Consider the following 15,584-nt stretch of genomic DNA (forward strand, 5'->3'; position numbering starts at 1 on the left):
ATGAACAAGATCTTTGACAAAAAAAGCAAACCTTTGGCGGGTCGTCGGCAAATATCGGTCGAACCGCTAGAGGAAAGAATTTTGCTTTCGGTGGATCTTATCCCTTATGCGCCCGATGATCGGGATGATGCGGACCTGCAATATGAACAGGTTGTTGAGCCGGAAAACACGACGGCTGAAACAAGCGAGGTATCAGTCGAGACAGAGCCACGGGAATTGGTGTTGCTTGATACCAGCGCCGGAACCCTTGGCGATATTGGGTCGGCGCTGACCGACATAGGCTTTGGCGTCGAGGATGGGAAACGGATCGTCGAGGTTTCCAGCGCCGAGGACATCATCAGCGCGTTGCGTGGTGAGACCTACGATGCAGTCCATTGGTTGACCCACGGCAGCGCGGATGCGCTTCGCGTTGGCGGTGATTTCTTCGATGCGGATATCAAAGCAGATGATCCGCTGGTTCTGGCGTTCGAGGCTGCGCTTAGCGCCGAGGGCGATCTGATGCTTTACGGGTGTGATGTCGGTCAGGGCATGATGCCCGAGCGTCTGGCGCTTTTGACAGGGGCTGATGTGGCCGCGTCGATTAACGCGACAGGCACCGGCGGGGACTGGATGCTAGAAGCATCGGTGGGCGAGATCGAAACAACGGCCCTGAATCTTGGCGATAGCATCGGCACCCTTGGAAGCCTTAGCGTTTTTGAAAGTGTCTTGACTGGTGCGTCCTTGGATTCTGCATCTGAAAGCGCGTTATCGCTGGGCGCATTCTTTGAACAAAGCGCCGATGCGGCCATTGCCGACGGTGTGTTCAGCGCGGCGACGATTGCGTCGGATGCGACATGGGCGGCAGAGTCGCATTCTTTGTCCGATGCGGCATACAAGGATAAAGATCCGCTGGAATGGATCGGCAATGGCATGCCCGGGGTTGTGGGCTATGTTCAGGCGGCCATCGCGTCTGCCGGTGCAGCGGCTTATACCGCTGCTTTCAACGAAATGACGGCAGCGGGCACGCTGGATGCGGATTCGGCAAACTGGACTGCACAGCAGATTGAACGGCTGGAACAAGCCTTTGTAGGATCGGCTGAAGATGCCAGCCGGACCACGGCGGGCAGTATGGCGCAAGCCCTGCAAGCCAATCTTGTCAGCAACGGGTTTGCCGCACCGCCGGCCCAGAAATTGACGTCACGCATCCTATCCTTGGTGTCGGGTATCAATGTTCGGGTCGATATATCGACCCAAACCCTTGAGACCACGATTGGCCTGACGGGTGATTGGATTGGTCTTCCGCCTGCGTTGACCGGCGGCTTTGCTGTGGCGAATGGAACGATCTCGGTGACCAACAAAGTGGTCGGTGATGTTGTGACCCGGTCGCAGCTGGCCGAAATGGTTGCGGCACCCTCAAGCGTGTATGCGCAGACCGGAGACATTTCGACTTTTGCGCGCATGGTCGCGCCCGATGCTTCGGGCACGAGCATTGATTTGTCGGCCGTACCAGCAGAGCACCCATTCTGGAGCGTTACGATTGGCGATGAAAACCGCCTGCTCGTCGTGCCGGACAGCCTTGACGCGGCCAGCGCAGTTGCGACTGCCTTGGCGGATTTGGCAGCGCAACATGGTTTGACGTTGAGCGCATCCAATAACAATTTATCAGCTGTTAAAGTTGCAAATGAAACAACGGCCACCCGCCTTGAAATCGTAGCGTCCTCAGAGATTGCGGTTGTCGATGTGCCGGGCTTTGATGCCACGGTGTCGGTCGTCGAAAACGGCGTGTCTGGTGATATGGCGCTTGCCGATGTCATGGGGCGGATTGATGACACGGTTGCCGCAGATACCTACAGCTTGTTTGACCTGTCTTTGGTTGATCAAGGGACGTATGCGGAGGCTAACACATTTGCGGTGACGCCCGATGTCGAGGTGTCGAAAATCAAGCGGTATATCCGTGCGGTCGGTGGCGTGGATGCGGTAACCGGCGGTCAATGGGTTCAGGCCATGCCGCTTTCGTTTGGTGACAGCCTGTTGGCCGGGCAATTTGCGAACAGTTACGCGACGGGTGGCGTGTTCACGACTGCCCCCAGTTTTGTCCCAGATGCCAGACATTTACTTGGTAGTCTGGAGGTGATGGACGACATCAAGGCAGCCAATAGTGCGCCTGATGTCGTTGCCTGGCTGGATGAATTGGCCGCGAAGGTGGCACTCAGCCACCCGGTTGGCCATGATGCCATGACGTTGCTGGGCTTTCAGAAGGTCATCAATGACCTGCGCGTTCTGCCGGTGCCCGTCAACAAATCGGTTGTAACACCGGCGACAAACAAATCTGCCCTCGACAAAACGCAGTTGCCTGTCGTGCGTGACGGTGAGGCGTTTGTTGATAATCCTGATGTTGGTTTTGGCGATCTGTTGGGCGACGGCGAGGCCGACACAACCGGTGGCGTCGATTTCGCTGAACAACAGGTTGCGGATTTGACAACCCTTCCGGAATTGGCCGGATTTGGCGTTGATACAACGAATGACAGCGGCACTGGCCTGCCGGATCGCGATGCGATTCTGGCTGACAAGCTGGAACTGGTTGCTGACGCAATCGCGCGTGGCTGGTTGAACCGAACAGATAACTCCGCCGCCGAGTTGAACGCCGTTTTATCGGCTATAGACTTTGATGCGCTGGGCTTGGAGGCCTACACTGGCAATGTGCTGCCGTTGCCCGAAACCGCCGAAGTCAGTGCCTTTTCGCTGGCCTACGACAGCACTGCCAACGAACTGAAGGTCGATTTCAAAGGCCTGACGCTGGAAGAAACAGAAGGTCGGCGCGCGGTTTGGGGGGAAATCCCGCTGTTTGCCAATCTTGGTGAGCGTGTGGCAGACACCACATTGGTAAGCAGTCTTGGGTTTGCCTACGCGGTGAATGACACTGCAACCACCCAAAGCGATGATTTGGATATCACGTTGGGGTTGGATGTGCGTTCAGCCGATACCAATCTGGCGCCATTAGACCAAGATTTGCCGGGCGATCCGGTGGTCGATATGGCCACTCTGCGTCTTGGCCTAAGCCAGACTTTCAAGCTGTCGCCGGATGGGTGGAACGCCGCAAATTTCAGTGACTTGGCATGGGAGTTGGCGTTCGATCTGGATTTTAGCGATCCGCGTGGTTTGAATGGAACAGCCGCCGAGGCCGTTCTTGATACCACGTATGAGATGAGCGGCGACGCCGCCGATAGTTTGCGGCGTTTGAACACCGGCAGCGACGATCTGTTTATGGGGGATAGCGACCGCAGCAATGCGCTTTACCTGCTGTCCTTGCGTCAGTCTGACGTTTTGATCGGCGAGGCCTTCCTGAACGGTTTGTTGTCCGCCCCGGAAATGAAGGCGATGATACCGGTCGTTGGCTATAGCCTTGCCGATATGATCGTGAATGATACGGCGGGCACACTGGCGACAGCCGATTTTTACGATTTCCTTGTCAAGGATATAGCCGCCGCATTTGATGCGTCTGAAAATGCGGACAAGACGTTGGATGAAACAGTCAATTTGTTTGGTCCCAACAATTCTGTTGCGTCGTCTTATAGCGCAAACCTTTCAAAGACTGGCAGTGCGGCCGATGGTGTCGAATTCGATGTCAACATCAACAATGCCAGTCTGCCGAGCATTACCATTGATTTTGCAAAACTCAGCACGCTTGCCCTGTCTGGTGCAAGCTACACGCTGAAACCAAATGCTTCGGCCTCGGTCAAAGCGCGTATCCGGCATCAACTGACAGATGTTGCTGGGGCGGATCAAAAGCTGATCTTTGCCACCACGTTCCACCCCGGAACGGGAAATGGCGGAGACCTGTTCACGCTTGATCTTGGCCTTGATACGGCAACTGAAGTTGGCCAGTTGATGCTGGATCTTGGCTTTATCGGGCAGCAGGAAATTGACACGCCGACGCTTGATCTTGACGTCGCCTTTGCGGCGGAAACGCGTGACGTAGAGGTTGCTGGCGGCACCGAAGTTCAGATCCTTGGTGGGGCGTCGCCCACAATCACTCCGGCAGAGGCAAGTGGGTCCACCGTTGGCTATAAATTCAGTCTGCCGATCAATCTGAATGTCACGGCAGAGTCGCTTCCGGTCGATTTACAAGATGACGAAACCTATAGGCTTTTGGATGGGGTGACACCCTATACGCCGCTGTTTGAAGCAAACGGTTTCGCCGAGCTAAGCGCCGACGATCCGCGCATCCTTCTGGTGAATGACGCCGAATGGGAAATGTCGCTGCTTTTGGAAACCCTTGCCGAGCGCTTTAATCAGGCTTGGCTGGTTGAATCCGGGGGCACGTCGCAACTGGACCGTTTGTTGCAGCGCACTGTTGCGTCCAGCGCCGGGTTGAGCGAGTTCATGAATGCGCCCATGGCGCTGTTGAAGGGCGCAAGTTACTTTGACCTGTTGCAAGATCCCGCCGCCAGTGTCGCGTATAGCGATTTGAGCGATGTCATTTTGGAGCATCTGGCAGAGCTTAACCAATATGACATGACCGGCGAAGCGCCGATGCACCCTGCGGGCGACGCCGATCTTGTCGCTTTTGTTGATAATCTCGCGGTGCGACTGTCAGAAATGGCTGAGGTCACAAAAGTGCCGTCGCCGCTTTTGCCGAACGAAACGGGATCTGGCACGCCAGTCAAGTCCCCGGACTCGGCTTCGTTCCTTGAGAATATCGGGCGCGTAGAAAGTGCGGATGCCCAGCTTTTGGATGAAGTCCGTTATCGGGTCACCTTGCGCGATTTGATCACGTTGGAAAAATCGGTCGGTCAGGACGCCCTGAACCAGTTGATTGACCTTTCGGCGATGGGGATCACGCTGGATGGGACAAATGTCGATATTGATGGCTACGAATTTGGCCTAAGCGCCGATCTTAACCTGAATATTGATTTTGGTCTAAAGCGGAACGGTGGCCAGTTTGACCCCTTTGTTGAGATGTCCGAAGTCACCGGCAATGTCGTTCTAAGTTCGACCACTCTGCGCGATCCGCGGCCTTTCATTACCTATCGCTATGACAGCGCCACGATAGGCGACAAGGTGTTTTCCAATCTGACTGATCGTCAGACGCTGACATTTGCGCCAACTTTTGTTTACCGCCCAGCCGAAGGCGCATTGGATTTTTCCGGCGGGATCGTGGCCGACATCGAAGGTAAGGCCCAGTTTGAGATCGGCCTGAAAAGCGCCGGTCCGGGGGCCGCAGGCAAGCTGATTGTCGATCTCTTACCGGGGGCGCGGCAAGAGGGCCGGGTGTTCACCTATGCGGGTGCGGTGCCTCTGGAACTGGCCGATTTTGCGCAACACGTTTCGGATCAATTGAACCTTTCAGAGGTTGCCAAGGGCGACTTGGTGCATGACGTCAGTGGCACCGATCTTTACCGGTATTTGGGCGATAGCGCGCCGACCGTCGTTGATTTCACGGACGATACGCTGTGGAAGAAAGAAAGCCTGATCACGGTTCAAGGCATTGTATCGACCGGCCCGGAAACGGAAAATCGGACGATCACGGGTGTAACCGGTCATGGCGACGCCAATAGCCAAGCGCGTGGGTTCTTGATTGCGGGGGGCAACACCATTCGCCTCGATGCAACCGAAAAAGGATCACAATGGAATGGTTATTCCATTGTGATCCAGCCGGCTGATGATCAGATTTCAGAGCCTGAAGTCGTTCATGATGTCGACGCTAAAACACTGACGTTCCGTTCGCCGACATCCATTGATGCAATTGTATTTGCTGATCTGTTAGAGGGAATGGATAACGCGCCTTTTGTGGCCAGCTTGCTGTGGTCCGAGGTGACAGCGCCGAACGCAACTCAAAGGGTGTATGCCTTTGCTTCGGATGCTCCGGCAACATTGGAGGTAAACTCGGCCTTCCGTCTGCCTGCGACACTGGCAACTGGATCAGCGCTGGATCGTCTTGCGATTTTTGCCGATGGAACCGTGATGAAGGCCGAAATCACCGTTGATTTCGCCGATCAGAAATTAAGCGAACTGCCGGACGGCATCAAAGACCTGACATATGATGGCGACATCAAGGGTGCGATTGATCGCCTGAACGCCGCTTTAAGCGACGCTGACGGTATGTTTGCCGGGTTGTTGGATGTCAAACTGCCGTTTTCCGGCGGGCAGACCATTAAGGATGTTTTGACGAAGCCAACAGACGGCGGCAGCTCGGTTCGGACAATTGGCGAGGCGCTTGGGCTGACAACGCTGGCGACAAAGCTGGACAACCCAGACTTGGCCAATTCTTCAATTGGAGCCGCTGCTACGACGCTGGCCACCGCATATGGCAAGACGGAAGTGGGCGGTCAGGACGTCGCCGATATGCCGGATGCGGTACGATTTGGCTATGACGTGCGCAGCGGCGAGTTGGTGTTGAACTTTGCGCCGACACTGGTGGTCGATTATTCTGCCAGCGCCACGCTGCGCCGTGAACAGTTGGCCGCTTTGTTGGGGCTGACGGTTGGATCACCCGATTTCGATGCCGGGTTGGAAGGCGATCGCCTGACAGGCGATGCGAAACTGTATGTTGAGCCAAATTTCAAGATCATGATCTCGCCCGAGGGTGAGGTGCGTCTTGGCACAGGAGCGCAAGGTCAAATCGACTTTACGATTGCGTCGGGATCTGCAAGCGCACAACGCGCGGCTGATCTGACCGAGGCGGACAAGTCGATATCGCTTTTGCCTGAAGACAATGTTTCATCTGTATCGCTTGAACTGGATGGCGAAACGGCTGGAACTGCAAACGCGTCTTTCGATTTTGATGCGGCCACGCTGGATGTTTTGGGCGACGCTGGGCGTTTCTCGCTTTCGGTGGCGCCGGGAACTGGCGGCGCGGTGTCTATGGATGCGATCAAAGGCGAAGTTTCGCTTGCGGCTTTGCAGTCGCAGGTTAATCTCGCCTCCGAGGTGTCCGGTGATGTGTCCGACAAAGCCGATGATGTCGTCCAAGCCGCAATCTTGTTGGACGATGCCCAGGCGACCCTGAAAGAGGTCGAAGACCGTATCAAGCTATTGCCGTCCTATGTTTCGGGAACGACAAGCGATTTGGCCGACGTGGCGAAAGCGGATGATTTGGTGCTGGCCGACAAGCTGGAACAGGCCTTGTCGGATGTCGCTGCGGCGACCACGGCGTTTGATCAAAAGCAGGCGGTTTTGGCCGCCGCAAAAGCCGCGCTTGACGCTGTGGTGGCTGACATCCAGTCGGCCCGTCAGCAGGCCGTTGATCAATTTGATACCTCGACGTCCGAGACAGAAATGGCGGGTGCGTTGGGCGTTTTGCAAGATCGTGCAGATGCGGCCATCCGCCGGTTGGAGTCGTTGGGCGATGTGGCTGGTACGGTTGTGACGGCAGATGCCGCAACAGCCGCCGGGCAAGACGCAAAGGTAAGGCTTGCAACCGAGGTCGACGCCGTGTTGGTCGAGCAAGCCCGCCTTGAAAACCGACTGGGCGAACTTTCGGCGACAGTCAAAGACGTTGTGGCGCGTGTGGCGCTTCCAGCAAGCGACCCACTGGCACAACCGACGGCCATCGCACAAGCGCTTGACGCGATCGAGGCACAGCTTGTGGTCGTGAACGCGCAGATTAGCCGCGCCAGCCAAAGCGCGACCGCTTTGACGGACCGCGCCAATGCGATGTCGGATGTCGGTGACCTGACTGCGGCGTTGGCTGCGGTGGTTGCAGGGTTGCAAGACGCGGACGCGATAGGTTCGTCGCTGGCCGACTATATCCTGCAGGTTCAGCGCGCGACCAGTATCGACTTGGATGTGGCGCGTGACACGATGGACGCGATCACGCTGGCCGAGGCTTTGTATCTGCGTGCCGGTCAAGAGGTGGTCAAGCTGGCGGAAACGCTGCGGGCTGCCGCAACGGCTGTTGCGAATGGGCAGACGGTCGATTCACGCCTATCACAAGTGCACATCGCCTTGACTGCGTTAGAGACGCTTGTTGCCAATGCGCAAACGCTGAAGGTTGCGGCGCAAACACAAATCGACACTGCGGCGGACGCGTATGACAATATCAGCGGCTTACCGTCAGGCGTTACCAAGCCTGATTGGGACGTCGTAACAGCCGCACGCTTGGATGCCATTGATTTGGTGGCGCTGACCGATGCAATTGCATTGTTCCAAAACGCGGTGGCATCCAACACGGCCCTTCAGGACAATCTAAGTGCATTACAGGCGGCCGTTTCCGACAATGGTGTCGTCTTTGATCGTATATTGGGCGATTTCGAATCCGAAAATCTTCCCAATATTGATTTCTCAACTCTGGCGTTGGCGTTGAAAGCCAACGAGGCACAGGCAAGCTTCGAAAGCTCAAGCGAGAAGGTCTTGCTTGATTTCTTGGCCACGGCGACCTTGCCGGCCACGGTGTCGGCAGGGTCCGGCGAAGCGGTTGAAGCGGTGAATGCGTTTACACCGCCCTCCATGTCGGACCTGCGGTTTGGCATGCTCAGCGGGTTGGATCAGGTCGTCTTGCCTTCGGCTGATCCACAAACCGGCGCTTTGTCGGGATTGGCCAAGACCATAGCCGATACGCTTGATGCTATGCTTGCCCCATCATCTTCAGCGACCGGAACGGCAGTTTTCTATCAAGACATACCGCTTTTGGGCAAAAGCCTTGCGGAATTGATCAACCTCGATGACCGTTTGGATCAGATCACCGGTTTGATTGCCTCCGCGCCAACCACGTCGATTGCCCAGTTGGATGCGATTGTGAACAAAGGGTTGGGCGACTCTCCGTTGTCGCTCAGGCTTGAGGCGCCCGGCGAAATGAACGCGGGCGAGGTCAATCGCCTGAACGTCATCCTAGAAATCCGTGCTGATCAACTAATAGGTGAAGGCACGGCGCTTGACCTGAGCGATTTTGCCGAATTCTTCGGCATCCCGACGCCCGAGATCCCGCTTGTAAAAGATCTGGTTCTTGATCTGAGCGGCACTGTTGTCACAAACAAATCTGAAATAACCCTGACGCAAGACCAGGTTCGGACACTTTTGTCCGGAACCAAAGACGATACCCTTGCCAATGGTGATCGCCTGCGGCTGCGCGATAGCAATGGAACGACCTTGGCAACCGGTGTGGTGCGCAGTGTCGACTACACGTTTGGGAGTGGACAGGACGCACCGCGCGCAGATTTCTACGATAGCCTTGATGCCAATAACGCAACGGCGATGACCGTTCTAAAAATTGATTTGCAGGGTGATTTCGATCCTGCTGATGTCGGCGATATTGTGCGCGATGATCTGAATGCCGACCGGGTATTGATCACATCGCCGGGGGTGGGCATTGCATCTTCGGATGCGAATGTGACGTTCGAAATGTCCCAAGATGCGCCTCTTTTGGCGGCGTTTCAGTTTGGCATAGACCTGTCGAGTGTCAGTACGCAATGGGACGGTTTCGACGCGTCTGCGCTTTCACAGCATATCGGCGAGGATATTGCCGTGATCCGCGACGGTGCGGTCGTCGGGCGAGGTCTGCTTGCAAGCGCGAACAGTTCGGGCGCGGGGTTTGTTTTGAACTCGGGCACGTTACGGGACGGTGATTCCATCAAGCTGCGGACCGGCGCGCAAACGTCGACGACGTTTACCGGCGCAAGCGATGTGACCTATCTGCCGATGGAAACGGTGGACGAATTTGGCACGCGGGCAGGGGCCGACCTGGTCATTGGGCTTGCGCCAAAAGACGGCACGGGCGCGGGATCGCTTATGGAATTCCGCAGTGGCGTTTTCGGTGCCGACAGTGTCAAGGTTGCGGTCACTGGTGGCACACAGGCCGCGCCGCTGGAATTGGGCCGCACGGCCTTGCGTTTGAAGCTAGACGATGGCTTGCCTGATTTTGAACCGATTGTGGCCGCGTTCGAACCGTCGCGATTGGTGCCGACATCCGCCTTTGCATTCAAGTCAGATGCTATGCTGGACGTGACCGCAACAGTGGTGGCAGACAAGACCTATCCCCTTGATTTGGGAACAGCCGACCTGTCGGCGCTTTACGTTGACGGGAAGTATACCGCCCCGAAACTTGGCTTTGCCAATGGCACTTTAGTCGACGCGATGACCGCGGCGCTGTCACAGGACGGGGCAATATTGGCCCAGATGGCGGCTGGCTGGGAAGACCTGACACGGTTTGAGGCTGGATTTAGCGATCTGTTGGGGCAGGTTGTTGGCGATCTGGATCGCAAAGACGGTTTGCTGGACATGGTCATTCCGGGATTGGGGCAGTCCGTCGAAGAGATGACTGGCGTCAAATCCAGTTTGCGCGCGGCGCTATCGGCCCTTGAAGAGGCAGGGGACCAATCGCTGGACTATGCCGCCGGATTGATCCATCAGGCCATGACCGATGCGACAGATCCGCTAAGCTTTAAGCCGGACGAATTGGCCGTCAGCCTGATGCCGGATGAGCCCGACGCAACATCCGGGGTGTCCGAGGCGGTTATTCTGTCGCTGAAAGGCACGCGCATCCTGAATGGCGAGATTGATTTTGGGATGGACCTTTCGGAATTGCCAATCGGCAATTTGGAGGCGCTGAAATCAGTACTTAACCTTGATCAGCCGGGTTTGCTGAGTATCAGCGCGCAGGATCAGAGCTATCTGCGCTATGCGTTGTCGTTGGGGCTGGATCTGACCGTTCGCATCGGGTGGGATGACACCGAAGGCCAGCCAACCGTTACGTTCGTGAAGCAGGACTTGCAGGATGGCACCTTCAAAGAACTTGCAGACGGGCAAACGGCTGCGCCGCTTGAATTGCGGGTGTTGGGCGATCTGGGCCCGACCGATGTGTCCTTTGCTTTGGATGCGGGCAGTCTTGGCACTTTCGGTGTTATCGCTGAAGATACGCGGTTTGTCTTGGGCCGGTCAGGCGACATCACACCCAAACCTGCCTCTGACGCCTCTCTTAGCGCGCAGTTAGGCGCGCTTGGCGCGCGCTTGGCGGTTGAAGTGGACCATCAAGGCAGTGTGGATTTATCTGCCGAGGGCGCCTTTGGAATGGGGCTTGCGCTGTCTCGTATGTTCGGCGAGGCGTTGCAGCCGATTGACGGCTTCCAAGACGCGCGCTTTAGCGGTCTGATATCGGCACCTTCGGATGTGTCCAGCACAATGCCCGTTCTGGATGTGCAATTTCTGGATGTGCCCACCGATCTGAACCTGCGGTCGTTGTTGATGCCGCAGTTGGATGATTTTTCCTCATTCAGTGTCACTGATCTGATTGACATGACACAAACTGCCCTAAAATGGGTTCGTCAAAGCAACGATGCGACCGCAACAAGCCCGGTTTTGGATAGCGAGTTGCCGTTTATCGGACAGTCCTTGTCTGAAATGCTGCCTATCTCCGATGTGTTCGAAACCATTGAAACTGCCCTGACCGCGCTGAGTGGACAGGATTTTGTTCAGGCCGCTTTGACATTGGAAGAAACCGTCAATGACGCGCTTTCGTCACTGGCAGGTTGGGTGTCACCGCCGGTTTTCGGGCTTAATTTTTCAACGTTGCCGGGGTCGGTCTGGAATGGCGTCGTGCCACTGCGCGGCCTTGAGATGACGCTTAACTTTGACGAGGCGGTTGTCTTTGATCAGGCGTTGGCGCTGGATTTGGCCAAAGCCTTGGGTCTGGACGGCATCATGGAGGCCAACATGTCGGCCCTGCTTGAGGCGGGTGTTGGGCTGTCTGGCACATTGGTGTTTGGTGGAGCGCTGTCCTCGGATGCTTCGTTGCAATCCCTGGGGTCATTGGCAGATGATCCAAACCTTACAAAACCGGTTCTGTATGTCGGCGGAGGGAGCGGTTTGACGCTTGGCTTCAACGCCGGGGCCTCTGATGTTGCTATGAAACTTGGCTTCGATGTTGGTAGCGATGCGCTTGCGGCTTCGGTGTCGGGAGGCGAAATTTATCTGGGTGGCGCAGGTGGCGAGGGACAGGCAACGCTGCGCTATGGGCTTCCAGGTATTTCAGATGACCAAAGCGCCGATGGCATTCGTCAGGCGTATCACCTTATTGACACGGCGGGTACACTCCAAAGCGCGGCGGCCGGTGCAGTCGACACCACAGGTGTAGCAGCGGCCCAAGGGGGCACGATTACCTACGTGACTTTGGACAGTGCGCTGGTAACCGGGTCGTCACAGCGTCTGGGCAATGTTGGTGCAGCCGACGGTTTGGTGAATGATCAAAATGCGACCGATGAACAGTATATCGCGCTGGGCAAGCAACGGATCGGTATCGTTCTTGCCGGTGGCGAACAGATGCTGTTGCACGAGACAGGCATTGGCAGCGCACAAACGTCTTTGAAAGAGGGCGACAGTCTGCACCGCGTGATTGTCGATGCGACATATGACGTGACAGTGTCGGATCGCACAGGTCAAACCGCGACGGTAAACTTCGCGCCGGGTTCAGGTATTTCTGCGGCAAATTATGATGGCCTGAGCCATGCCTTGCTTGAGTTCGACTACGAGGTCGGCGGACAGACGACGGCGATGTCGTTGCCGCTTCCCATCGTGCTGCCCGAAGACCTGTCCGAGCAAAACCTGCGGATTCTATTGCCAGCCGGTGTTCTGTCAGATGGGACTTGGTCCAATGTTCGGCTAACCGGGCTGGCCCCCGGTGCCACGGTCGTATCCCAGCCAGAACCGCGCCCAATTGCGGATCTGCCGTTTGTTTATGATGTGACGTTCGACAGCCACTCAGCCGAAGGCATGGCGCTATTTGCGGCGCTGGATGGCGTAAGCACTGCCTCTGGCCCCGATGCAAGCAGCGTGGTCTTTGGTCCCACGGACTATAACGGGCGCACGGTTATGGTGCATGGTCGGGTGCTGTCGACTGATGCAACCTCGGCGCGGATGGTGCTGGATACCGAAGACGTGCTGTTGCAACAGGCGCTTCGCAGTGGCGATGTCGCCGCCATAGGTGCGGCGCTGAATGCGCTGGACATGTATCAAGGCGACGTGCCCCTGTTCAATCCCGAGAGCGTGGCCCCCGAACTGAACGGTGAAATATCGGTCGATTTGACAGCCGTTTCTGATCTGATTGGGCAAGAGATTGGGTCACTGTCCACCACTATGGATCTAAGCGATTTCGCCAAGTTGGATGTGGATCCTAATGGCGACGGGTCACTATCAGGGCTTAAGCAGCTGTTTGACGATCTGGGCACCGCCGCAGGTGATCAGGCGGTCGGGATATTCAGCCCTGCAATGACGGATGTTGCCGACTACCTGTCAGGTCAGTTGGACAAGGTGACAGCCGCTTTGGCAAACCTGTCGTCGATCACCCCGGCACAGCTTGTGTCCTATATCCGAAGCGGGCTTGATGCTGTTGTCAACGGCGAGGGGACGGCGGCTAACCTGTTGCGCGCAGAGATTCCCTTTGTCGGCAAGTCACTGAACGAGCTGACAAATCTGAAAACCATTCTTGCGGGCGTTCTGGATCAATTGCCGACCGGCGATCAGCCGATCCAAGAGTGGCTGGACGCAATCAACAACGATCCGTCTTTGCCGCGCGGCCTGATAAATCTCAGCTACACGGACCTTGAAGACGACAAGTGGTCCCTGTCGGTTGATGTGGACTACGCAAAGATTATTCAGGTTGCAAATGATGTGACCTTGTCGCTGGGCGATTTTGGCGATCTTGGTCCTATCTCGGGGTCTGCCCTGAGCGACGGCGTAGATCTGGAAATGCGTCTGGATGGCACTGCGGCGCTGGCGCTGAACCTTGAGCTGCATGGCGATGGGTTGTCACCCGTCGAATTGCGTCTGTTGGACAGCAGCGGTCTTGATCTTGGCTTTGGGATGCGTTTGGCGCAAGAGACGGGCGTCTCTTTGGGCCTGTCCGAAAGTGTCAAAGACTTGTTGGACACTTTTGCCGGTAGTGGGACCGACGTGTTCGCACCGGACCTTGCAATCAATGGCGCTGTCATGTGGTTGTCGTCCGATCCGAATGCACAGCAGCAAACGCTGACGCTGTCACGCCGCCTGCCCGACGGGGGAACGGCGTCCTTTGCCCAAGATACGTTTGAAATCGGGCAAGTTTTGACAACCTCTGTTGCTCAGACATTTGTCGGCGCCGACGCAAAATACGGGATCGTGACAGGTTGGGACCACACAAGCGGCACCCTGACGCTGTTGGCCCCATCCGGAACGGTGACTGACGAGCACGACAATGCCGTTTCGGTGAATAGCTTTACAACGCAAGACCGCCTGCGCCTTGTGGTGGACGCCAAGGTGCAAAGCGGCGGTTTCACGATTTCACGTGTCGATCGCCCCGAGGCGTCCGAACTGCGCACCACCCTTGTCAATGGGGCGGATCGCTATTTCGCAAGTGGTGACCTGATAGCCGCCGATGATGGCAGTTGGACCGGCGCGGTTGTGGCACTTGACCAAGACGAGCTTATCGCAGTCAATCAGACCGGAGCGTTGAACGAGACAGCGACATTGGATCGCCTGGTTGAATTTAGCGATGGGACGACGGCACGCTTTGGCGAGTTGGCCAAATCGATTGATGCTAACACGCGCATTTTGGGTGCGGTTGGCGACGCAGCAACCCAGCCTGATCAATCGGTCCGCTATGAGGTAACGCTGACGCCAGAGTCGACCGGCACATTGGAGTCGGGGAATTATTATCTTGATGATGCGGGCCGTTGGTTCGTTGTTAAGCGTGTGTCTGACACTTCGGCATGGCTGCAAGCGGTCGGGCATAATGCGGCCCCTGTTGCCGGTGGTGCCTTGCATAGCCCAAGTGCCGTTGTCGACAGTGTTTCCGAAATCACGGTCTCGCCGGGCGAAACTGTACAGCGCGTGACGCTGGCTGCGGGCACGCCGGTCAGTAAATGGCTTATGGATGTGGGTCTGTTGCGTGGGCCCGGCGGTTGGTTCCGCGTTTCGGGCTTGGACCCCGTCGCCCGGACCGTAGATTTGCAGCCAGTTGATACAGCATCGGTCATTCAAGCCGCCGATACCTTGCGTGTCGCGCCGGTGAATGTTGCGCTTGATGGTCAGGTCTATGATGTGCCGTCGAAAGCCGGGCTTTCGATCGGGATCAAAGGTGCCGATGATGCGGGCTATGCGCGGATTCCGTTCAGCACGGACCAAACGCAAATCACAGGCGTCACATCGTTGAAGCCATACGACCTGAGTGTCGAAGATACCTCTGCGTTGGCCGATGCAACGACCCGCATCGTTGAATTGCGCCTTGTCGGGAACGAGGTTGCCAGCACCACAAGCGCAGAACTTCTTGACCGCGACGGAACGACGCTGCGCCTTGATCAGGGGGCAGCAACCTTTGACCCTGACGCCAACGCTACCGATATAACTGAGGTTGCGTATTTCGGCGTGATTCCGGGGGCGACGGCCTCGCATACTTTGGGTGATCTGGCCACCGCGCTGGCGCTGACCTGGGCGGATTTGAGCGAAGGCGATATCGCCTTCGAAGCCGCCCCGGATCAGACAGAAAAAGACCAAATCGTTGACGCGATAAATCAAACAGCAAGTGTGCGGCTGGTGGCGGCGGGTGGAACCACGACGCTATTTGATCTGGGGTCGCTTGTTTCCGGGGCCCTGGCCCTGACAAGCACCGAGATATCCGGGTTTCTTAGCGCCATTCAGGC

The 15,584-nt window shown here is 56.7% G+C and carries 1 protein-coding gene (only partly in view); it reads left to right on the forward strand.

Features of this window, described 5'->3' with window-relative positions; all coding sequences use genetic code 11:
- Window positions 1-15,584, forward strand: the 5' portion of a protein-coding gene (locus XMD517_RS11305; protein WP_173488010.1) for a DUF4347 domain-containing protein. It continues 25,111 nt past the right edge of the window; the window shows 15,584 of its 40,695 coding nt (coding positions 1-15,584); it begins with the start codon at window positions 1-3; the stop codon falls past the right edge of the window.

Origin of the sequence: Aliiroseovarius sp. xm-d-517 (assembly GCF_013283135.1) — a bacterium.
GTDB classification, from domain to species: Bacteria; Pseudomonadota; Alphaproteobacteria; order Rhodobacterales; family Rhodobacteraceae; genus Aliiroseovarius; species Aliiroseovarius crassostreae.